The sequence below is a fragment of the Citrobacter sp. Cpo015 genome, assembly GCF_030333035.1.
Lineage (GTDB): Bacteria > Pseudomonadota > Gammaproteobacteria > Enterobacterales > Enterobacteriaceae > Citrobacter > Citrobacter portucalensis.
The window spans coordinates 1-19,949 of sequence record NZ_JAOWGS010000019.1 but is presented as its reverse complement, the minus strand read 5'-3'; the positions used below and the strand labels follow the sequence as shown (position 1 = coordinate 19,949).

Here is a 19,949-nt window from a genome sequence, read left to right as displayed (position 1 = left end):
GCCCGTTAGCTACGTAGAACAACTATTATGCGTCAGATTTACGGCTGTGGAAGTCAGTAACTGAACAACGTTGTCTTAATTTAAGTGATTAATGTGGATTCACCTGACAAATCAGCCTGTTTTACTTGTCGCTTTACGGTAAACATCCGACAATTTGCCAAAACCTGGTAAAAATGGAGATGCCTATGACCACCGCCTTCTTTGTCGCTGCCGACTGGCTTGCCGAACACATTGACGACCCGGAAATACAAATTATTGATGCCCGGATGGCACCTCCAGGACAGGAAGATCGCGATGTTGGCGAGGAGTATCGTGCGGGCCATATTCCTGGCGCAGTCTTTTTTGATATTGAAGCGCTTTCCGATCATACCTCACCGCTACCGCATATGATGCCACGCCCCGAAGCCTTTGCCGTTGCGATGCGCGAGCTGGGCGTTGATCAGGATAAGCATCTGGTTATCTACGATGACGGTAATCTGTTTTCCGCGCCACGCGCATGGTGGATGCTGCGGACATTTGGCGTCGAAAATGTCTCCATTCTGGCAGGCGGTCTGGCAGGCTGGAAGCGCGATGAGTTAATGCTCAAGGAAGGCGATGAGGATTTACCTGAAGGTGAATTTAACGTGGCCTTTACGCCTGACGCAGTTGTGCGCGTTACCGATGTACTGCTGGCCAGTCATGAAAAAACGGCGCAGATCGTCGATGCCCGTCCGGCTGCGCGTTTTAATGGCGAAGTTGACGAGCCGCGTCCTGGTCTGAAACGTGGTCATGTGCCGGGTGCGCTTAACGTACCGTGGACAGAACTGGTTCGTGACGGCGAACTGAAAACCACCGATGAGCTGGATGCTATTTTCTTCAGCCACGGCGTGAGCTTTGACCGCCCTATTATCGCCAGCTGCGGCTCCGGCGTAACGGCTGCCGTCGTCGTGCTGGCACTTGCCACGCTGGGCGTTTCTGACGTCGCATTGTATGACGGCGCATGGAGCGAATGGGGAGCGCGCAACGATTTACCGGTAGAACCGCAATTATAAAGCTGGAAAAGCCGGATAGCGCTTCGCTTATCCGGCCTACAATTTAGATAATCCGGTTCTGTTTAAAGTCGCGCAGGAAACCGCCCCAGCGGCGTTCGTAGAACGGTGCGATATGCTCAGTGATAAAGTGGCTCACGCCCTTCTCACCCTTCTTCACCTGGCAGATATCAATAGGTTCATCGCCCGGCAGCGTATCGGTCGCGACGCTGCCAGCAGCGTGGATGATCTCTTCAATATCCCCTTCCGCTTCAATACCAATCAGCAGATTCGGCAGGGCTTCCGCGCTTTCTTTGATTGAGCAGAGAAACGCGCGTTTTACCGGCTTAATGGTTTTAAACAGCGTAGTCAGCGAGTCAATCATCTGCGCCGGAGGTTCAGCGACTTCAGAGAGGATCAGCGATTCACCACCTTCCAGTACTTCCTGGGTGCTGAGCGGATTCCCCTCTTCCCCCATCAGCAGGCTGATTTCACGCGGCATAAATTCTTTGCCGGTCGGCAGTTTCGCGTTGAGAAAGAGCGTTTCGCCGAGCGTCATTTCAAACAACGTACGCACCGGCATAACGACAAATGCCTGCTCATCTTCCACCGCCTGCTGCAGGGCTTCCAGAGAAGTGAAGAACGGGATCACGGTCGTTCCGTCTTCTTTTTCCCAGTGCTGCAGGTCGAGAGCGCTGTCTTCAACCACCGCCTCGCCTTCTGCGGCAGTACCCGGCACCCAGACTGTGGATTCCAGTAAAGTACGGAAAAATGCCGGACGATGCGCAGGCTCTGTTGCCGCTTGTTCCAGCAATGTTTCTAATTCGTTTTTTGTTTCGGACATAAGTATCACAAATTGGATGAATACATGTAGGCCAGATAAGCGTAGCGCCATCCGGCAATACAGTAATAAATTATGCGGTCAGCAGATTCGCAATCGTGCGCACACCCAGACCGGTTGCGCCCGCAGACCACTGCTCAACCGGCGCTTTGCGATAGGTTGCAGAGCAGTCGATATGCAGCCAGCCCTGCTGGTAGTTTTCCACGAAATGGGACAGGAAGCCCGCCGCGGTGCTTGCGCCAGCCGGGTAAGCCGCGCTACCGGTGTTATTCAGTTCGGCAAAGTTCGACGGCAACTGGCTACGGTGAAACTCTGCCAGCGGCAGACGCCAGAACGGTTCGTTTTCTTGCGCCGCACTTGCCAGCAGGCGAGCAGCCAGCTGATCATCAAAGCTAAACAGCGCGTGGTAATCGTTGCCCAGCGCGGTTTTCGCCGCGCCGGTCAGCGTGGCAGCATCAATGATCAGTTCCGGTTTCTGCGCGCTGGCATCGATCAGGCCATCGGCCAGCACCAGACGTCCTTCGGCATCGGTATTCATCACTTCAACTTTTTTACCGTTGCGATAGTGAATGATGTCGCCGAGCTTAAAGGCGTTGCCGCTAATCAGGTTATCCGCGCAGCACAGATACAACTTCACGCGCTTGTTCAGACCACGGGTGATGGCAAATGCCAACGCGCCGGTGACCGTTGCCGCACCGCCCATGTCGGACTTCATTGAGTCCATAAATGCGCTTTGCTTGATGCTGTAACCACCGGAATCAAAAGTAATTCCCTTACCAACCAGGCAGGCATAAACCGGGGCTTCTTTGTCGCCTGTTGGGTTGTAGTCCAGCGCCAGCAGCACTGGAGGACGTTCAGATCCGCGACCCACGGTATGCAGGCCCATGTAGTTCTGCTCGCGCAGATCTTCACCTTTGGTGATGCGGTAAGAGACGTTATCGCACGCGACGGAGCACAGCAGATCAACAGCGCGCTGCGCCAGCTGTTCCGGGCCCAGCTCTTCTGCCGGGGCGTTAATGGTATCGCGCACCCAGTCAATAATCTTCAGACGGCTATCCAGCTCTTTGCGCTGCGCTTCGTCCAGAGCGGCCCACTCAACTTTGCGGGTGCCTTTTGGTCCCTTGTAGCCCTGCCAGAACGACCAGCTACGTTCGGTATCCCAGCCTTCACCGTCCAGTTGAACGTGTTTAATACCCAGGCCGTCGATTTTACGCGCGGCACGCTGGATAAGGCCGAGGTCATCTTTTCCGTTCAGGTGCAGGGTAATGCCGTCATTATTAATGCTGTATGTCGCCTTTTCACCCCAGCGGGCATCGGCGGGTTGCGTGGAAAGCGTAATTTTCATGGCTTCTGTCATTTTATTTATCCTTATTTTCGCGCATACAGGAAAACGGGCCACCCGTGGGCAGCCCGTTGACTTATTCGGCTTCGTCCAGCCAGACCAGCAAAATGGCCTCAAGGATTTTTTCGTTCGATGCCTGAGGATCATCATCGAACTCTTCCAGGTCACAGATCCACTGGTGCAGATCGGTGAAACGAACGGTCTTGGGATCGAGATCGGGGAAAGCGTCATACAGCGCCTCGCCGATTTCGCGGCTATCGGTCCACTTCAGTCCCATACTACCCTCTGTTAATGCTCACGCGCATGATTGATTGTGTAACGTGGGATTTCGACCACTAAATCGTCCTCGGTTACCCGCGCCTGACAGCTTAAACGGCTCTCCGGCTCCAGTCCCCAGGCTTTATCCAGCATGTCGTCTTCTTCTTCTGTGCTTTCCGGCAAAGAATCAAAACCTTCACGCACGATGCAGTGGCAGGTAGTGCAGGCACAGGATTTTTCACAGGCGTGTTCAATCTCGATCCCGTTACGCAGGGCAACGTCGAGAATGGTTTCGCCGGTCTCAGCTTCCAGAACTGCGCCATCGGGACAGAGATCCTGATGAGGCAAAATAACAATCTTTGGCATATTAAACCTCGTCCACGGAATGGCCTTTCAGCGCACTACGGACGGATTTGTCCATGCGGCGAGCGGCGAATTCCTGGGTTTGTTTGTCTACGTTTTTAATGGCTTGTTCTATCGCGTCAACATCGTCACCCTGTGCAACCTCGCTCAAGTGCGCGGCGGCGGTGTCGATAGCCTGACGTTCTGCGGCGCTTAACAGCGCGGCATCAGCGTTCAGCGCACCGGATAAACTCTCCAGTACGCGTGCCGCTTCGACTTTCTGTTCTGCCAGCATACGGGCTTTAACGTCCTGCTCGGCAAAACTCATCGAATCCTGAATCATGGAGGCGATTTCACTGTCGGTCAGACCGTAGGACGGTTTAACCTGGATTGAGGACTCAACGCCTGTGGATTTCTCCATGGCGGTGACGCTCAGCAGCCCATCGGCATCAACCTGGAAGGTCACGCGGATGTGCGCACCGCCAGCCGGCAATGCCGGGATGCCGCGCAGCGCAAAACGCGCCAGTGAACGGCAGTCCTGCACCAGCTCACGCTCGCCCTGCATCACGTGAATGGACATCGCGGTTTGGCCATCTTTAAAGGTGGTAAAGTCCTGCGCGCGCGCCACTGGGATAGTGGTGTTACGCGGGATCACTTTCTCCACCAGACCGCCCATGGTTTCCAGTCCCAGAGACAGCGGGATAACGTCCAGCAGCAGCATTTCGCTGTCCGGTTTATTTCCGACCAGAATATCCGCCTGGATTGCCGCACCGATAGCGACCACTTTGTCCGGGTCAATAGAGGTCAGCGGCGTACGGCCAAAAAATTCACCGACGCGTTCACGTACCAGAGGCACGCGCGTTGAACCGCCAACCATCACCACTTCCAGCACATCTTGCGGCTCCACGCCCGCATCTTTCAGCGCGCGACGGCAGGCCAGCAGCGTACGCTTGACCAGTGCGGAAATGAGTTCATTAAAGGTTTCACGGGTGATTTCACCCTGCCATCCAGCCACGTTAACCGTTACAGAATCAGCGTCGCTAAGTGCGATTTTCGCTGCAATCGCGGCATCCAGCAGTTCACGCTGTACGCGGTTATCGCTGCGATCGGCCACGCCCGCCTGCTCGCGAATGTAATCGGCCAGCAGATGGTCAAAATCGTCGCCGCCGAGCGCGGAATCACCACCGGTCGCCAGCACTTCAAACACGCCACGGCTCAGGCGCAGAATAGAAATATCAAACGTACCGCCGCCAAGATCGTAGACTGCGATCACGCCTTCCTGACCGGAGTCCAGACCATACGCGATCGCCGCTGCGGTCGGTTCGTTCAGCAGACGCAATACGTGCAGGCCCGCCAGACGCGCGGCGTCTTTGGTCCCCTGACGCTGTGCATCGTCAAAGTAAGCCGGAACGGTGATTACCACGCCGTCCAGTTCGCCGGACAGCGATTCGGTAGCCCGCGCGGCCAGCGCTTTCAGAATATCAGCAGAGACGCGCACCGGATTAAGCAAACCGGCAGCGGTTTCAATCATCGGCAGACCGTTTTCGCTCGCCTGGAACGTATATGGCAGATGCGGGTAACGCGCCTGGATATCCGCCAGAGAGCGGCCCATCATGCGTTTTACTGAGCTAACGGTGTTTGCCGTATCCAACGCTGCATTGGCGCGGGCATCGTAACCGACAGAGTAGCCCTGCTGCTGATAGTGAACCACTGACGGCAACAGGTGGCGACCTTCATGGTCTGCCAGCGTTTCGGCCTGGCCGCTGCGTACGGTAGCAACCAGGGAGTTTGTGGTGCCTAAATCGATACCTACCGCCAGACGACGCTGGTGCGGCGCGGCGCTCAGACCAGGCTCACTAATTTGTAATAAGGCCATTTTCGCTTCCGGAAATTAAAAATCGAGCAGTTTTTCTTCGAGTTGTTCTGCACTGCTTCGCAGTTTATCGAGAAAACGCAGCTTACGCACGGTATCTGCCGCTGCGTCCCACGTCTCGCTATCCAGCTGTTCCACCATCAGTTGATGGCGAACGTTATACATTTCGCTGACGCGTTTCATAAACGCATCTAAACGTTGACTGTCTTTTGCCTGTTCAATCTCGTCCAGCTCTTCACGCAGCTCCAGTTGCTCCATCAGGAACGCGGTATCGCGCACCGTGTGCTGCTCGCTGCGGATATCAAAACCGTGTAAAGACAATAAGTATTCGGCGCGCATCAAAGGATGACGCAGCGTTTGCCAGGCCTGGTTGATAGTGGCGGACTGCGAAACCGCAGCAAGTTGTTCCGCCTGGGAACCGCTGGCGAATTTATCAGGATGATACTGACGTTGTAGATCCTGAAAACGTAGGCTCAGCGCCTGAGTATCGAGCTGATAACGGGCCGGTAAGCCAAAGAGGGTGAAGTAGTCCATAACATTCTCAGGGCATCGATTCTCTGTTGTTCGATGAGGCAAAACCAGAGAGTCAGGTAAAACAAACCCCACGCGCAGGCGACCACGGTGGGGTTATCAGTAAGCGCGTTACACGTGGAAGCTTTCGCCGCATCCACATTCGTCTTTCACGTTCGGGTTAGTGAACTTAAACCCTTCGTTCAGACCTTCTTTGACGAAGTCTAACTGCGTACCGTCGAGGAATTGCAGGCTCTTACCGTCGATCACGACTTTTACGCCTTTGTCTTCAAACACGGTATCTTCAGCCGCCGGCTCGTCAACAAATTCCAGTACATAGGCCATACCTGAGCAGCCGGAGGTTCTCACACCCAGACGCAGACCAAACCCTTTACCGCGGTTTGCCAGGAAGGTATTTACACGCGCTGCTGCACTGTCGCTTAAGGTAATCGACATAATAAAACCTCAACTCTTAATTATTTTGCTTCACGTTTGCTTTTGTAATCCGCAATCGCGGCTTTAATCGCGTCTTCAGCCAGAATAGAGCAGTGAATTTTCACCGGTGGCAGTTCAAGCTCGTCGGCGATATCGGTGTTTTTAATCGCCTGTGCTTCGTCCAGAGATTTCCCTTTTACCCATTCGGTAACCAGAGAGCTGGAAGCAATAGCGGAACCGCAGCCGTAAGTCTTGAAACGCGCGTCTTCAATGATACCCTCATTGTTGACTTTGATCTGCAACTTCATCACGTCGCCACAGGCCGGTGCACCCACCATGCCGCTGCCCACGTTCTCGTCGCTGTTGTCAAAAGAGCCCACGTTACGTGGATTCTCGTAATGATCGATTACTTTTTCGCTGTAAGCCATGCTGAATTCTCCTTATCGGTACCGATTAGTGATGTGACCATTCAATGCTGTTCAGATCCACGCCCTGTTTGAACATTTCCCACAGCGGAGAAAGGTCGCGCAGGCGGCCGATGGAGTTGCGAACCAGATTGATGGCGTAGTCAATCTCTTCTTCGGTAGTGAAACGACCTAAAGAGAAACGAATTGAGCTGTGTGCCAGCTCGTCGGTCATCCCCAGCGCGCGCAGCACGTAGGATGGCTCCAGGCTTGCAGAAGTACATGCAGAACCGGAGGATACAGCCAGGTCTTTCAGCGCCATAATCAGCGACTCGCCTTCAACAAAGTTGAAGCTGACGTTGAGAATGTTCGGTGCGCCCTGCTCGAGGTCACCGTTGAGGTACACCTCTTCCATATCTTTCACGCCGTTCCACAGACGGTTACGCAGACTGCGCAGGCGCGCCATCTCGGTTTCCATCTCTTCTTTAGCGATACGGTATGCTTCACCCATGCCGACGATCTGGTGCACAGGCAGCGTACCGGAACGCATACCGCGCTCGTGACCGCCGCCGTGCATCTGCGCTTCAATACGAATACGCGGTTTACGACGAACGTACAGCGCGCCGATACCTTTCGGCCCATAGATTTTGTGGCCGGAGAAGGACATCAGGTCAACTTTCAGTTGGCTCAGATCGATAGGCAGTTTGCCCACGCTCTGGGTCGCATCAACGTGATAGATGATGCCGCGAGCACGGCACATTTCGCCGATAGTCGCGATATCCTGCACCACGCCGATTTCGTTGTTCACGTGCATGATGGACACGAGAATGGTGTCGTCACGCATTGCAGCTTCAAGTTCTTTCAGGTCGATAATGCCGTTACGCTGTGGGGCGAGGTAGGTGACTTCGAACCCTTCGCGCTCCAGCTGACGACAGGTATCCAGCACGGCTTTGTGTTCGGTTTTGCTGGTGATGATGTGCTTGCCTTTTTTCTGATAAAAGTTGGCAGCACCTTTAATCGCCAGGTTATCGGATTCAGTCGCACCGGAAGTAAATACGATTTCACGCGGGTCAGCGCCCACGAGGTCGGCAATCTGGTTACGGGCGATATCTACCGCCTCTTCAGCCTGCCAGCCGAAACGGTGTGAACGAGACGCTGGGTTACCAAAGTTTCCGTCCAGGGTCAGACACTGCATCATTTTCTCGGCAACACGCGGGTCCACCGGCGTGGTTGCGGAGTAGTCGAGATAGATCGGTAATTTCATTGCTCTATAAACTCCGTACATCGCTTCAATGCAAGGAATCAGGCAACCGGCTGGATGTACGACCGAGTTAACGGGGTGTGTAGCACCCCGGCCTGATTCTAAAATACTTTTATTATGCGCGTAACTTAACGTCGATCGCGTCTTGAGCACGATTAGTGCGTGGAGCGTCATGGGTATGCTGGCGACCAGACACATCCAGGACTTCCTGATTATTTACCAGTTCGCCCAACGTAATGTTGTTGAGGAAACCGGTCAGACGATCGCTCAGATCGCGCCACAGCGCGTGGGTCAGGCATTTATCGCCGCCCTGACAACCGCCTTTGCCCTGGCAACGGGTCGCATCTACAGACTCGTCAACAGCGCTAATCACTTCACCTACTGCGATGCTGCCGGCATCTTTACCCAGCAGATACCCGCCGCCTGGTCCACGTACGCTGGAAACCAGACCGTTTTTACGCAAACGGGAAAACAGCTGCTCCAGATATGACAGGGAAATTCCCTGACGTTCAGAAATATCAGCCAACGGTACCGGGCCCGTTTCGGAGTTGAGCGCAACGTCCAACATTGCGGTCACGGCATAACGCCCTTTTGATGTCAGTCTCATGTCTTACTTAGCCTCAAACTCGCCCCTGCCCGGGGTTTTTTATTGTAAAATGGGGGTATTGCATAGCAGGGGCAAGTCTGACATTCCCGACTAAATCAGTCAACTATTTACTTGACTAATTTAGTCAGGTATTTAACCTTCAGTGCCATTTTCACTTGCCGGATGCGCTTCGTTTATCCGGCCTGCAAATCGTGCGGCCTGTAGGCCGGATAAGCGAAACGCATCCGGCATTAGTACAGTTACTTGCTTTTATTCTGCTGCTCGATTGAAGCTAAAATCCCGCGCAGGATGTTCAGCTCCTGGCTCTCTGGACGCGCGCGCGTGAACAAACGACGCAGTTTGTTCATCACCTGCCCCGGGTGCCCTTCGCGGATAAACCCGGTCGATAGCAGCGTTTGCTCCAGATGACCGTAAAAACGCTCTAAATCATCGACCAGCGGATACTCTGCTTCTTCGTAATCTACGGTCTTGTCGCTTTCCTGCGTCGCCAGCCAGGCCATGCGCACTTCATAAGAGATGACCTGCACTGCCATCGCCAGGTTGAGCGAACTGTATTCCGGGTTCGCGGCAATGGCGACGTGATAATGGCACTTCTGCAGCTCTTCGTTGGTCAGACCAACACGTTCACGACCAAATACCAGCGCCACCGGCGAGTTCGTCGCTTCAGAGACACTTTTTAAACCGCATTCACGCGGGTCCAGCATCGGCCACGGCAGCGTGCGGGAACGCGCACTGGTGCCTACCACCAGGCTACAGCCCGCCAGCGCTTCATCGAGCGTATCGACGATCTGCGCGCTGCCGATCACATCACTGGCACCCGCTGCCAGGGCGATGGCCTGGGAGTCCGGTTTAACCAGTGGATTTACCAGCCACAGATTGGTTAAACCCATGGTTTTCATTGCGCGGGCTACAGAGCCCATGTTGCCAGTGTGAGAGGTTTCCACCAGCACGATTCGAATATTTTGCAGCATTGTATTTCTTCGGCTAAAGATTATTCGGGCATATTATCATAAAACGAAGACATATTCCGAACTCGCTGCTATACTCTGCGCCGTTTTCCCGTTCTTTAACATCCAGTGAGAGAGACCGATGCATCCGATGCTGACCATCGCCGTGCGCGCAGCGCGCAAGGCGGGTAATGTAATTGCCAAACACTACGAAACCCCAGACTCTGTAGAAACCAGCCAGAAAGGCAGCAATGATTTCGTGACTAACGTCGATAAAGCCGCCGAAGCGATTATTATCGAAACGATTCGCAAATCTTACCCACAGCACACCATCATCACCGAAGAAAGCGGTGAACATGTTGGTGAAGATTTGGATGTTCAATGGGTTATCGATCCACTGGATGGCACCACCAACTTCGTAAAACGTCTGCCGCACTTCGCGGTATCCATCGCAGTACGCATCAAAGGCCGTACTGAAGTCGCCGTTGTTTACGATCCAATGCGTAACGAACTGTTCACCGCAACCCGTGGCCAGGGCGCACAGCTGAACGGCTACCGTCTGCGTGGCAGCACCGCCCGCGATCTGGATGGCACCATCATCGCCACCGGTTTCCCGTTCAAAGCCAAACAGCACGCCGCTTCTTACATGAAAATTCTGGGCAACATGTTTACCGAATGCGCGGACTTCCGCCGCACCGGTTCTGCTGCGCTGGATCTGGCCTACGTTGCCGCAGCCCGCGTTGACGGTTATTTCGAAATTGGCCTGCGCCCGTGGGATTTCGCCGCAGGTGAGCTGATTGCCCGTGAAGCTGGCGCACTGGTTTGCGACTTTACGGGTGGTCATAACTACATGGCGACCGGCAACATCGTTGCAGGTAACCCGCGCGTAGTGAAAGCCATGCTGGCTAACATGCGTGACGAACTGAGCGATGCGCTGAAGCGTTAATCGTTGATGCCGGATGGCGGCTAGCGCCTTATCCGGCCTACCAGGGAAGTTCCCCGTAGGCCTGATAAGCGAAGCGCCATCAGGCATTCATCCTACAACAGTGCTAAAACGGTCTTATCCCTCGCCCTACCGGCACCGCGCTCATCCACATCACAATCGCAGCAGCAATCAGCACCGCACCACCGGCTAATGCCAGCGTCGTCCAGCCAATCTGTCGCCACAATACCGGCGCTTTATGCCCGCTAAATTTCACCGCAAGCGAGCGGAAACTGTGTACCAACAGAGCCAGTGACGTAATCGTCAAAGAGGTTCCTGCCGCCATCGCCAGCGCCGACGCCATCCCCCAGCTAAACACGCCAACCACTTTGCTGAACAGTAAAACCATGATGGCCCCCGAGCACGGGCGCATCCCCATAGACAGCACGATCATCAACCGGGCACGCCAGTCATCACCACTTTGCAGCTGTTCAGGATCGGGCAAATGCTGATGCCCGCAGCCGCAACCCTCGTGATGCACATGATGCGGCGTGAAGGCAGTGAATTTTGGGCGGCGCAGCAGCTGGCGCAATTTCTTCAGCGCACGGACGCACAATAAAACGCCCAACACGCCAACCAGAGCATAACTCCCTTTCTCTAGCCAGAAACTACTCATATGTAGCTGTCGTGCGGGCAACTGCAAGATGGTAAGCACCACAACCACCAGTCCGATGGCGACCAGCCCCTGTAATAAAGATGAGGCTAGCGTCAGGCCAATACTCGACTTCAGCTTCGAGGGGTGCGTTGCCAGCCAGGTGGTAATGACGACTTTTCCATGTCCCGGCCCCAGCGCATGCAGAACTCCGTAGAGAAAACTAAACAGCAGCAGCGATCCCCCGGCCTGGGCCGGCCTGGCGGCAACTGCTTTCAGCAACCCGCTCATCTGTTGGTTAACGTCGCGCTGCCAGACGACACTTTTCATCATCACCTGCGGCCAGGCCTGCCATAGCCACAGTATGCCGCCTGCCGCCAACAGCAAAAAGACAGCCAGCGGCCATAGCGTCAGCCAGCGACGTCTGGCTGCGCGTTGTTGATAAACTACTGACATTGCAGCGTTACCGTCTGTGCAAACTGTTTACCCAACTCCATATCCTCCGGCGGTGCGTCTTCTTTATCCAGCGACTGCGCAAAGCTCAGCGTTTGTTCATTGGGCGTCGGCGTATGTACTGAAATCCGGCATTTCTGGCTTATGGCCTGCCCCAGCCTGGCGTCGCTGTCTTTGTCATAGCTCATATCAACGTAGTAGGTCGGGTCGAAGGTTGAAATGGTATATTTTTGACCACTCAGCGGCTGAGCTTCGGCCAGCGGCAAAACGAACGTCAGCACTGCCTGGTGTTCCTCCCGCGCCATGCCATATTCCGTCGGCCTGTTTTTAAACTTTACCTTTTTCCCGTCGTGCCACACTTCGGTGAAATAGTGCTGCCCGAGAACGTTGGCCATCACTTCCGCCGCCAGTTTCTTCCAGATCTCATCACCAGGTTTGGCATTCCCCGCATCGTAAAGCAGATCCGCCGAGGTAATTTCATCCATCGTCCAGCGCATTTTCAGCGCGACGAACTGGTCATTCTCGCTCACTATCTCAGTTTTCAGATGGATAAAGCTGTGGGGATGCGCGCCTGCGCCAAAGGACAGGACAGCGAGAAACAACGTGATAATGATACGTTTAACGCCTTGCATGAGTTCTCCACGATGAAAATCTACACCGCCACAAATAATGATGCCTGGTTTGGCGAAAGTGTGCTGAGGATACCATTGAACGAAAAAATATTGAGCACCCTTTTCCGGTATCGATTCAGTTCTCAATTTCGATAATTTCTTCTTCGGGAAATTCCCCCCAAACACCTTTTAGGCGTCAAAACTTAAGCCAAATGATAAAAAAATGTTAATTGATGGTTTCATTTTAATATTTAATTAACACTTAATTTGAAAACCTGAATGTAAAACCATGCAAATTTAACCAATTGTTAACCATTTTATTTCTATAAATTCACAATAATGGGCATATATCACATTTACCAAACTTATGATTCATTCCCTCTTCCATTCATTGTTAACTTCACGCCGTGACATGTCCTGCCCCCTACGAAAGGTACAACTATGAAATTCAAACTCGCATTACTCAGTGCAACCCTGGTTTCTGCATGCATGTTGTCCGGCACGTCCTTTGCGGCGGAAAAATATGAAATTGCTGTGGTTGCCAAAGTCACCGGGATCCCATGGTTTAACCGGATGGAAACCGGCGTAAATGAAGCAGCAAAAAAACTGGATGTGAATGCTTACCAGACCGGACCTTCAACGCCGGACCCGGCGCAGCAGGTGAAAGTGATTGAGGATCTGATCGCCAAAAACGTTAATGCGATCATCGTGGTGCCGAATGATGCCAAGGTCCTTGAGCCGGTACTGAAAAAAGCGCGCGATAAAGGCATCGTGGTGCTGACGCACGAATCCCCGGATGAGCAAATTGGCCAGTGGGATATCGAAACCATCGATAGTGAAAAATACGCACAGGCTAACGTCGATGAGTTAGCGAAAAATATGGGCGGCAAAGGCGGATATGCCATCTATGTTGGTTCGCTGACGGTCCCACTGCATAACGCGTGGGCGGATTATGCAATTAAGTACCAGAAAGAAAAATATCCGGAAATGTTCGAAGTCACTTCACGTCTGCCGGTCGCGGAAAGTATCGATAAATCCTACGCCACAACGCTGGATCTGATGAAAACCTACCCGCAGATGAAGGGCATTATCGGCTTCGGCTCACTGGGTCCAATCGGTGCGGGTCAGGCTGTGCAGAAAAAACGCGCCAAAGATAAGATCGCCGTCGTCGGGATCGCCATGCCAGCGCAGGCAGCACCTTACCTGATGCGCGGTGATATCAAAAAAGCGCTGCTGTGGGATCCAAAAGACGCGGGCTACGCGCTGGTCACCGTTGCCGATCAGCTGTTGCAGGGCAAAGAAGTGAACGCCGATCTGAGTATCGATGGTTTAGGGAAAGCCGATATCGACACGGAGAAGAAAGTGATCCGCTTTAACAAGATCCTCGAAGTCACCAAAGACAACGCACAATCACTTGGTTTCTAAGGCTTTAGCCAACACCAGGGAACCTTAACGCCGACCGTCTGGTCGGCGCTATCAACCAAACTAACACTCAGCGTCCCCCCGGACGCGCGCAGGGGTATTGTCCATGGCAGACACCACCGCATTTATCACTCTTGAGAATATCAGCAAACAATTCCCGGGCGTGCTGGCGCTGGATAACGTGAATCTGACGCTGAGAAAAGGCGAAGTTCACTGTCTGGCGGGTCAAAACGGCTGTGGTAAAAGTACCATTATTAAAGTGATCTCCGGGGTTTATCATCCGGAAAAAGGCGCGCAGATTTTACTCGACGGAAAATTATTCCATCATCTGACGCCGCAGCTCTCTTCCCATTATGGCATTCAGGTTATTTATCAGGACCTGTCGTTGTTCCCCAACTTTAGCGTCGCAGAAAATATCGCGGTCAACCGCTATCTGCCGGGTGGTGATATCTGGGTGCGTCGTGGTGCCATGAAGCAGCAGGCGCTGGCAGCCATGAAACGTATTGGGGTGAATATCGATCCCGATAAAAAAGTTGAAAAACTCTCAATTGCTGATCGACAGCTGGTCGCCATTTGCCGGGCGATTGCCGCCGATGCGCGTCTGGTGATTATGGACGAGCCCACCGCCTCGCTAACCCGCCAGGAGGTTAATGGCCTACTGCGAGTAGTTAATGAACTGAAAGCGGCCGGAATTTGCGTCGTGTTTGTCAGCCATCGTCTGGATGAGGTGATGGAAGTGGCTGACCGCATCAGCGTAATGCGCGACGGCAAACTGGTGGGTACATACCCTGCCAGCGAACTCGACAGCCACGAGCTGGCCTTCCTGATGACCGGACAACGCTTCCACTACAGCCCGTTGCCGGAAAGGCCCGCGATTGAGCAAGAGCCGCTGCTTGAGCTGCGCAATCTGAGCCGCAGAGGCAAATACCAAAACATTAATCTGTCGCTGCACGGCGGCGAGATCGTCTCCATTGTTGGTCTGCTGGGTGCCGGGCGCACTGAGCTTTGTCTGAGCCTGTTTGGTATGACGCACCCGGAAAGCGGCGAGATTCGCATTAACGGTCAGCCGGTTACTCTGCGCAATAACCATGACGCCATCCAACACGGGATCGGCTATGTCTCAGAAGATCGCCTGACGCAGGGGCTGATCATGGAGCAGTCGATCTACGACAACACCATCGTCACGGTGTTTGATCAACTGCACACCGGTAGCGGTCTGCTCGATCATCGTAAAGCGCAAAAGTTGGTCGCCGATTTAATCCGCGAACTGAATATCAAAGTGTCCGATCCGCTCCTGCCGGTCAAAACCCTTTCCGGCGGTAATGCCCAGCGTATCGCCATTGCCAAATGGGTGGCGACCAATCCCCGCATCCTGATCCTCGACTCGCCTACCGTCGGCGTGGATATCGCCAACAAAGAGGGCATTTACCAGATAGCCCGCGATTTGGCGGAACAGGGTATGGCGGTGCTGATGATTTGCGATGAAATCCCGGAAGCGTATTACAACAGCCACCGTGTGCTGGTAATGCGTCGCGGCAAGCTGGTGGCGGAATTTAATCCTCATCAATGCAGTGAAGAGGAGATTGCTGAAGTGGTCGAGGTAATCAATGAATAAGATGCATCTCTCCCGTTTAATCGGGCAACATGAGTTCTGGCTGGGCCTGCTGGTTGTAGCCCTTGCCGTTGGGCTAAGCATCAGCACCGACGAGTTCTTGTCTTTGGGGAACCTGACGGATGTGGCCACCAGCTACGCGATTCTCGGCATCCTGGCCTGTGGGCTGTTTGTGGTGCTGATTTCCGGCGGGATCGACATCTCATTTCCGGCGATGACCGCGATAGCCCAGTATGCAATGGCCAGTTGGGTTATCGGTCACGGCGGTAACTTCGCGCTGGCGTTAATCATCGCCATTGCGGTGGGCCTGCTGCTTGGGCTGATCAACGGTTTTCTGGTCTATTGGCTACGCGTTCCGGCAATCATCATTACCATCGCCACGCTGAACGTCTACTACGGTCTGCTGGTTTACGCCACCAAAGGCACCTGGCTGTACGGCTTCCCGGACTGGTTTATGAACGGCATTAACTGGTTCTCGTTCACCGCGGCGGATGGCTACGACTACGGTTTGACCCTCCCCCTGCTGTGCCTGGCGGCGGTGATCATTTTTACCGCCGTGCTGATGAACTATACCCGTCTTGGCCGTCAGGTTTACGCCATGGGCGGCAACCGAGACGCGGCCTCGCGCCTGGGGCTGAATCTGCTGAAGCTGCATTTTTACGTCTATGGCTACATGGGCATTCTGGCAGGCGTTGCCGCCGTGGTTCAGGCGCAAATCACCCAGTCAGTTGCGCCCAATTCGCTGCTCGGCTTTGAGCTGACGGTGCTGGCGGCGGTAGTACTCGGCGGAACCAGCATGAGCGGCGGGCGCGGTACGTTGACCGGAACCCTGCTCGGCGTGGTTCTGCTGGCCTTCTTACAAAATGGCCTGACGCTGCTCAGCGTCTCCTCTTACTGGCACACCGTGTTCAGCGGCGCCATTATCCTGGTCAGCATTAGCGCCACGGCCTGGAACGAAAAACGCAAACTGGCAAGGGAGCTTTGAGATGAAAACAATCGCCAGATTTTTACCCGGTGATGCCATCATTCGCCTGCAATGCGTGATTATTGTGGTCGTCGCCCTGGTCTTCTCGGCCCTACTCGGCAGCCGTTTCTTCAGCGTCGCTAACTTCCAGTCGATTGGCTCACAGCTACCAATCCTCGGCATGCTGGCCCTCGGGATGGGCATGACCATGCTGACCGGCGGCATTAACTTGTCGATTATTGCCGGGGCGAACGCATGCTCGCTGGTGATGGCGGCGATTATCGTCACCCATCCGGATAACCCGCTGTTTCTGGTGCTGGCGCTGCTGGCAGGCGCTGCCGTGGCGGTGGCTATCGGCACGCTCAACGGTGCGCTGATTGCCTGGGTCGGGGTTTCGCCTATTCTCGCCACGCTCGGCACGATGACGCTTATCTCCGGGCTGAATATTCTGCTTTCCAACGGGACGGTGATTTCCGGTTTCCCGACCGCCATTCAGTACCTTGGTAACGCCACGATTGCCGGTATTCCGGTGGCGCTACTGCTCTTTTTCCTGGTGGCAATCCTGCTGTGGGTACTGCTGGAACACACCACGCTTGGGCGCAGCCTGTATCTCGTTGGTTCCAATGAACAGGCTACCCGCTACAGCGGCGTAAATACCGTACGTGTACAAATTTCGGTGTACGTGATTTCTGCCCTGCTCGGCTGGGTCGCCGCCATTTTGATGATGGCGAAATTCAACTCAGCTAAAGCCGGATACGGTGAATCCTACCTGCTGGTCACCATCCTTGCCTCCGTCCTCGGCGGTATCAACCCGGATGGCGGCTTCGGGCGCATTATCGGCCTGGTGCTGGCACTGATTGTGCTGCAAATGCTGGAAAGCGGCCTTAACTTGCTGGGGGTCAGCAGCTATCTGACGATGGCGCTGTGGGGCGCGGTGCTGATCCTCTTTATCGCATTACAGAATCGTAAAGCCTGATTTCAGGAGAAAAAATTATGGCAAGTTACTTTATTGGTGTGGATGTCGGAACCGGAAGCGCCCGTGCTGGCGTGTTTGATCTCAACGGCAGAATGGTCGGTCAGGCCAGTCGGGCCATCGAGATTTACCGCCCGCAGGCCGATTTTGTTGAGCAGTCTTCCGATAACATCTGGCAGGCGGTGTGTAACGCGGTTCGCGATGCGATTAACCAGTCGGATATCAACCCTATCCAGGTTAAAGGTCTCGGCTTTGACGCGACCTGTTCACTGGTGGTGCTGGACAAAGAAGGTAAACCACTGACCATTAGCCCGTCCGGGCGCAGCGAACAGAACATCATTGTGTGGATGGATCACCGCGCCATTACTCAGGCCGAGCGCATCAACGCCCTGCATCATCGGGTGCTGGACTACGTTGGCGGCATTATCTCCCCGGAAATGCAGACGCCAAAACTGCTATGGCTGAAGCAACATATGCCCAACACCTGGGCCAATGCGGGATACTACTTTGACCTGCCCGATTTCCTGACCTGGCGCGCAACGGGCGATGACACGCGCTCATTGTGTTCGACGGTGTGTAAATGGACCTATATGGGCCATGAAGACAAATGGGATGCCAGCTATTTCCGCCAGATTGGGCTGGAAGATTTGCTGGAGCATGATGCTGCCAAAATTGGTCGCTACGTGAAAACCATGGGCGAACCGCTCGGTCACGGGCTATCCGCGCGCGCCGCCAGCGAAATGGGGCTGATTCCGGGGACCGCTGTCAGCGTCTCGATCATCGATGCCCACGCCGGTACCCTCGGCACGCTCGGGGCAAGCGGTGTTTCCGGCGAGGTTGCGGATTTTGACCGTCGTATCGCGCTGATTGGCGGCACTTCCACTGGACACATGGCGATTTCCAAAGAGCCGCGTTTTATCGGCGGCGTCTGGGGCCCTTACTACTCAGCCGTGCTGCCAGAATACTGGCTTAACGAAGGTGGACAGTCAGCAACCGGGGCGTTAATCGACCACGTTATTCAGTCGCATCCTTGCTACGAAACCCTGCTGGCGCAGGCTAAATCTCAGGGGCAGACCATTTACGAAGTGCTGAATGCGCTGTTGCGTAAAATGGCCGGTGAACCGGAAGATATCGCATTTTTAACCCGCGATATGCACATCCTGCCCTATTTCCACGGCAATCGCTCGCCGCGCGCTAACCCAACGCTCACGGGCGCCATCACCGGACTGAAGCTGTCTCGTACACCGGAAGATATGGCGCTACAGTACCTTGCGACCATCCAGGCCATTGCGCTGGGAACCCGCCATATCATTGAAACGATGAATCAAAGCGGCTACACCATCGATACGATAATGGCCAGCGGCGGCGGGACGAAAAACCCAATCTTCGTTCAGGAACATGCCAACGCCACCGGCTGCGCGATGCTGCTGCCTGAAGAGAGCGAAGCCATGCTGCTGGGTGGCGCCATGATGGGAACTATCGCCGCGGGCGTTTTCGAAACCTTCCCGGAAGCGATGTCGGCGATGAGCCGGATTGGTAAAACGGTTACCCCGCAAACAAATCGCATTAAGCAGTACTACGATCGCAAATATCGGGTATTCCACGAGATGTATCAGGATCATATGAAATACCGCCAGTTGATGCAGGAGGACGCATGAGCGACTCCTGGTCTCAGGCCACCGGCGTATTTCAGCTCTATAGCGATGCCCTGGCGGGTCTGGGGCAGCATCTGACTGAACCGCTCTGGCAGTCGCTGATGGCGGAGCTGCGCGGCTGTCAGGGGAAAATCGTCGTCACCGGCGTAGGTACCTCCGGCATTGCGGCGCGTAAAGTGGCGCATATGCTTGCGTGCGTGGAACGTCCGGCGATTTACCTCAACGCGACGGACGCGGCGCATGGCGATCTCGGTTTTTTACGCGCCAACGACCTGGTGATTATGCTGTCGCGTGGGGGGAATTCGGACGAACTCACCCGGCTGCTGCCCGGACTGAATGCGCGAAATGTGCCGATTCTGAGCGTGACTGAAAACGCCGATTCAGCCATTGCTAAAGCGTCGAGACTGGTGATTTCCACCGGCGTCCAGCGTGAGGCCGACCCGCTCAACATGTTGGCCACCACATCAATTTTACTGGTGCTGGCTATCTTTGACGCCGCCTGCGCCTGCCTGATGAGCGAAAGCGGTTACTCAAAGGAGACGCTGTTGTCTGTGCATCCCGGCGGTGATGTGGGATTAACGCTGAGCCGTGGTAAGTAGCGCCAGGCAGCGCTCTTTTTACCCCCCCTATTTGCAAGTGTAATGGCGGTCAGTTAAACATGTAAGGAGAACGTTTTACTCTGAATAAGTTTCCGTTCACCTTATGTGCATCGCTTCTCTGATATCGCTATACCCGTGAACGTGCAAGGGAGGCTCACCGCCGCCTCCCTTGCATCCCAGGCTCCCGGCGGGAAAATCGTCGCTGCGCGAGCTATTCGTCTTATTCCGTCTGCCTGTCGGGTCGGGGCCGAGCCTGCAT

Annotated in this window: 21 protein-coding genes; 8 read left to right on the top strand and 13 right to left on the bottom strand. The window is 54.5% G+C overall.

Going from position 1 to position 19,949, the window contains the following annotated elements:
• Nucleotides 1-185 precede the first annotated feature (185 nt).
• The gene (gene sseA / locus OGY67_RS00190; protein ID WP_167820756.1) at nucleotides 186-1,031 is read left to right on the top strand and encodes a 3-mercaptopyruvate sulfurtransferase; all 846 of its coding nucleotides are present in this window, start codon (nucleotides 186-188) and stop codon (nucleotides 1,029-1,031) included.
• A 43-nt stretch (nucleotides 1,032-1,074) separates the two neighbouring features.
• Here the strand turns inward: sseA and sseB are convergent, their stop codons facing one another.
• From sseB to trmJ, 11 genes are all read right to left on the bottom strand, one after another.
• Nucleotides 1,075-1,851, bottom strand: coding sequence for an enhanced serine sensitivity protein SseB (gene sseB, locus OGY67_RS00185; protein ID WP_111465254.1), 777 nt, complete (start codon nucleotides 1,849-1,851; stop codon nucleotides 1,075-1,077).
• Between the two features lie 70 nt (nucleotides 1,852-1,921).
• Nucleotides 1,922-3,205, bottom strand: a complete 1,284-nt coding sequence (gene pepB, locus OGY67_RS00180; protein ID WP_286573062.1) for an aminopeptidase PepB — start codon at nucleotides 3,203-3,205, stop codon at nucleotides 1,922-1,924.
• Between the two features lie 61 nt (nucleotides 3,206-3,266).
• A complete protein-coding gene (gene iscX / locus OGY67_RS00175; RefSeq protein WP_003037694.1) occupies nucleotides 3,267-3,467 on the bottom strand; it encodes a Fe-S cluster assembly protein IscX in 201 nt (66 codons plus the stop codon).
• Between the two features lie 11 nt (nucleotides 3,468-3,478).
• Entirely contained in the window at nucleotides 3,479-3,814 is a 336-nt protein-coding gene (gene fdx / locus OGY67_RS00170; RefSeq protein ID WP_003037690.1) for an ISC system 2Fe-2S type ferredoxin, read from the bottom strand.
• 1 nt (nucleotide 3,815) lies between these two features.
• Entirely contained in the window at nucleotides 3,816-5,666 is a 1,851-nt protein-coding gene (gene hscA, locus OGY67_RS00165) for a Fe-S protein assembly chaperone HscA (RefSeq protein ID WP_003838439.1), read from the bottom strand.
• Between the two features lie 15 nt (nucleotides 5,667-5,681).
• The gene (gene hscB / locus OGY67_RS00160) at nucleotides 5,682-6,197 is read right to left on the bottom strand and encodes a co-chaperone HscB (RefSeq protein WP_003835201.1); all 516 of its coding nucleotides are present in this window, start codon (nucleotides 6,195-6,197) and stop codon (nucleotides 5,682-5,684) included.
• Nucleotides 6,198-6,305: 108 nt separating this feature from the next.
• The gene (gene iscA, locus OGY67_RS00155; protein ID WP_003835203.1) at nucleotides 6,306-6,629 is read right to left on the bottom strand and encodes an iron-sulfur cluster assembly protein IscA; all 324 of its coding nucleotides are present in this window, start codon (nucleotides 6,627-6,629) and stop codon (nucleotides 6,306-6,308) included.
• Between the two features lie 20 nt (nucleotides 6,630-6,649).
• Nucleotides 6,650-7,036, bottom strand: coding sequence for a Fe-S cluster assembly scaffold IscU (gene iscU / locus OGY67_RS00150; RefSeq protein ID WP_002913991.1), 387 nt, complete (start codon nucleotides 7,034-7,036; stop codon nucleotides 6,650-6,652).
• A 25-nt stretch (nucleotides 7,037-7,061) separates the two neighbouring features.
• A complete protein-coding gene (iscS, locus tag OGY67_RS00145; protein WP_003835233.1) occupies nucleotides 7,062-8,276 on the bottom strand; it encodes a cysteine desulfurase in 1,215 nt (404 codons plus the stop codon).
• Nucleotides 8,277-8,388: 112 nt separating this feature from the next.
• Nucleotides 8,389-8,880: a Fe-S cluster assembly transcriptional regulator IscR gene (gene iscR, locus OGY67_RS00140; RefSeq protein WP_003037674.1), complete on the bottom strand. Its 492-nt coding sequence runs from the start codon at nucleotides 8,878-8,880 to the stop codon at nucleotides 8,389-8,391.
• A 239-nt stretch (nucleotides 8,881-9,119) separates the two neighbouring features.
• Nucleotides 9,120-9,851 (bottom strand): tRNA (cytosine(32)/uridine(32)-2'-O)-methyltransferase TrmJ, encoded by a 732-nt coding sequence (trmJ, locus tag OGY67_RS00135; RefSeq protein ID WP_003835235.1) that lies wholly within the window; start codon nucleotides 9,849-9,851, stop codon nucleotides 9,120-9,122.
• 118 nt (nucleotides 9,852-9,969) lie between these two features.
• Here trmJ and suhB point away from each other — a divergent pair, with 118 nt between their 5' ends.
• Nucleotides 9,970-10,773 (top strand): inositol-1-monophosphatase, encoded by an 804-nt coding sequence (gene suhB, locus OGY67_RS00130; protein ID WP_003835237.1) that lies wholly within the window; start codon nucleotides 9,970-9,972, stop codon nucleotides 10,771-10,773.
• A gap of 103 nt (nucleotides 10,774-10,876) precedes the next feature.
• Here the strand turns inward: suhB and OGY67_RS00125 are convergent, their stop codons facing one another.
• Nucleotides 10,877-11,857, bottom strand: a complete 981-nt coding sequence (locus OGY67_RS00125) for a nickel/cobalt transporter (RefSeq protein WP_218659042.1) — start codon at nucleotides 11,855-11,857, stop codon at nucleotides 10,877-10,879.
• Nucleotides 11,848-12,486, bottom strand: a complete 639-nt coding sequence (locus OGY67_RS00120; protein WP_032944224.1) for a DUF1007 family protein — start codon at nucleotides 12,484-12,486, stop codon at nucleotides 11,848-11,850. The genes OGY67_RS00125 and OGY67_RS00120 overlap by 10 nt, the downstream gene beginning before the upstream one ends.
• A gap of 420 nt (nucleotides 12,487-12,906) precedes the next feature.
• On the opposite strand from OGY67_RS00120, the gene OGY67_RS00115 reads away from it, so the two are divergent.
• From OGY67_RS00115 to OGY67_RS00090, 6 genes are all read left to right on the top strand, one after another.
• Nucleotides 12,907-13,890 (top strand): autoinducer 2 ABC transporter substrate-binding protein, encoded by a 984-nt coding sequence (locus OGY67_RS00115; RefSeq protein WP_003037665.1) that lies wholly within the window; start codon nucleotides 12,907-12,909, stop codon nucleotides 13,888-13,890.
• 103 nt (nucleotides 13,891-13,993) lie between these two features.
• Nucleotides 13,994-15,502 carry a sugar ABC transporter ATP-binding protein gene (locus OGY67_RS00110; RefSeq protein WP_286573059.1) on the top strand — a complete coding sequence of 503 codons (1,509 nt, stop codon included), beginning with the start codon at nucleotides 13,994-13,996 and terminating at the stop codon, nucleotides 15,500-15,502.
• Nucleotides 15,495-16,484 (top strand): ABC transporter permease, encoded by a 990-nt coding sequence (locus OGY67_RS00105; RefSeq protein WP_008785467.1) that lies wholly within the window; start codon nucleotides 15,495-15,497, stop codon nucleotides 16,482-16,484. Before OGY67_RS00110 ends, OGY67_RS00105 begins: the two co-directional genes overlap by 8 nt.
• 1 nt (nucleotide 16,485) lies before the next feature.
• Nucleotides 16,486-17,439: an ABC transporter permease gene (locus OGY67_RS00100; protein ID WP_003037658.1), complete on the top strand. Its 954-nt coding sequence runs from the start codon at nucleotides 16,486-16,488 to the stop codon at nucleotides 17,437-17,439.
• A gap of 17 nt (nucleotides 17,440-17,456) precedes the next feature.
• Nucleotides 17,457-19,094 (top strand): FGGY-family carbohydrate kinase, encoded by a 1,638-nt coding sequence (locus OGY67_RS00095; protein ID WP_008785469.1) that lies wholly within the window; start codon nucleotides 17,457-17,459, stop codon nucleotides 19,092-19,094.
• Nucleotides 19,091-19,690, top strand: a complete 600-nt coding sequence (locus tag OGY67_RS00090) for a KpsF/GutQ family sugar-phosphate isomerase (RefSeq protein WP_008785470.1) — start codon at nucleotides 19,091-19,093, stop codon at nucleotides 19,688-19,690. Before OGY67_RS00095 ends, OGY67_RS00090 begins: the two co-directional genes overlap by 4 nt.
• Nucleotides 19,691-19,949 lie beyond the last annotated feature (259 nt).

Bases quoted from the DNA above. Each gene is read 5' to 3' on its own strand.
- sseA (WP_167820756.1), top strand. From the start codon at position 186: ATGACCACCGCCTTCTTTGTCGCTGCCGACTGGCTTGCCGAACACATT.
- sseB (WP_111465254.1), bottom strand. From the start codon at position 1,851: ATGTCCGAAACAAAAAACGAATTAGAAACATTGCTGGAACAAGCGGCA.
- pepB (WP_286573062.1), bottom strand. From the start codon at position 3,205: ATGACAGAAGCCATGAAAATTACGCTTTCCACGCAACCCGCCGATGCC.
- iscX (WP_003037694.1), bottom strand. From the start codon at position 3,467: ATGGGACTGAAGTGGACCGATAGCCGCGAAATCGGCGAGGCGCTGTAT.
- fdx (WP_003037690.1), bottom strand. From the start codon at position 3,814: ATGCCAAAGATTGTTATTTTGCCTCATCAGGATCTCTGTCCCGATGGC.
- hscA (WP_003838439.1), bottom strand. From the start codon at position 5,666: ATGGCCTTATTACAAATTAGTGAGCCTGGTCTGAGCGCCGCGCCGCAC.
- hscB (WP_003835201.1), bottom strand. From the start codon at position 6,197: ATGGACTACTTCACCCTCTTTGGCTTACCGGCCCGTTATCAGCTCGAT.
- iscA (WP_003835203.1), bottom strand. From the start codon at position 6,629: ATGTCGATTACCTTAAGCGACAGTGCAGCAGCGCGTGTAAATACCTTC.
- iscU (WP_002913991.1), bottom strand. From the start codon at position 7,036: ATGGCTTACAGCGAAAAAGTAATCGATCATTACGAGAATCCACGTAAC.
- iscS (WP_003835233.1), bottom strand. From the start codon at position 8,276: ATGAAATTACCGATCTATCTCGACTACTCCGCAACCACGCCGGTGGAC.
- iscR (WP_003037674.1), bottom strand. From the start codon at position 8,880: ATGAGACTGACATCAAAAGGGCGTTATGCCGTGACCGCAATGTTGGAC.
- trmJ (WP_003835235.1), bottom strand. From the start codon at position 9,851: ATGCTGCAAAATATTCGAATCGTGCTGGTGGAAACCTCTCACACTGGC.
- suhB (WP_003835237.1), top strand. From the start codon at position 9,970: ATGCATCCGATGCTGACCATCGCCGTGCGCGCAGCGCGCAAGGCGGGT.
- OGY67_RS00125 (WP_218659042.1), bottom strand. From the start codon at position 11,857: ATGTCAGTAGTTTATCAACAACGCGCAGCCAGACGTCGCTGGCTGACG.
- OGY67_RS00120 (WP_032944224.1), bottom strand. From the start codon at position 12,486: ATGCAAGGCGTTAAACGTATCATTATCACGTTGTTTCTCGCTGTCCTG.
- OGY67_RS00115 (WP_003037665.1), top strand. From the start codon at position 12,907: ATGAAATTCAAACTCGCATTACTCAGTGCAACCCTGGTTTCTGCATGC.
- OGY67_RS00110 (WP_286573059.1), top strand. From the start codon at position 13,994: ATGGCAGACACCACCGCATTTATCACTCTTGAGAATATCAGCAAACAA.
- OGY67_RS00105 (WP_008785467.1), top strand. From the start codon at position 15,495: ATGAATAAGATGCATCTCTCCCGTTTAATCGGGCAACATGAGTTCTGG.
- OGY67_RS00100 (WP_003037658.1), top strand. From the start codon at position 16,486: ATGAAAACAATCGCCAGATTTTTACCCGGTGATGCCATCATTCGCCTG.
- OGY67_RS00095 (WP_008785469.1), top strand. From the start codon at position 17,457: ATGGCAAGTTACTTTATTGGTGTGGATGTCGGAACCGGAAGCGCCCGT.
- OGY67_RS00090 (WP_008785470.1), top strand. From the start codon at position 19,091: ATGAGCGACTCCTGGTCTCAGGCCACCGGCGTATTTCAGCTCTATAGC.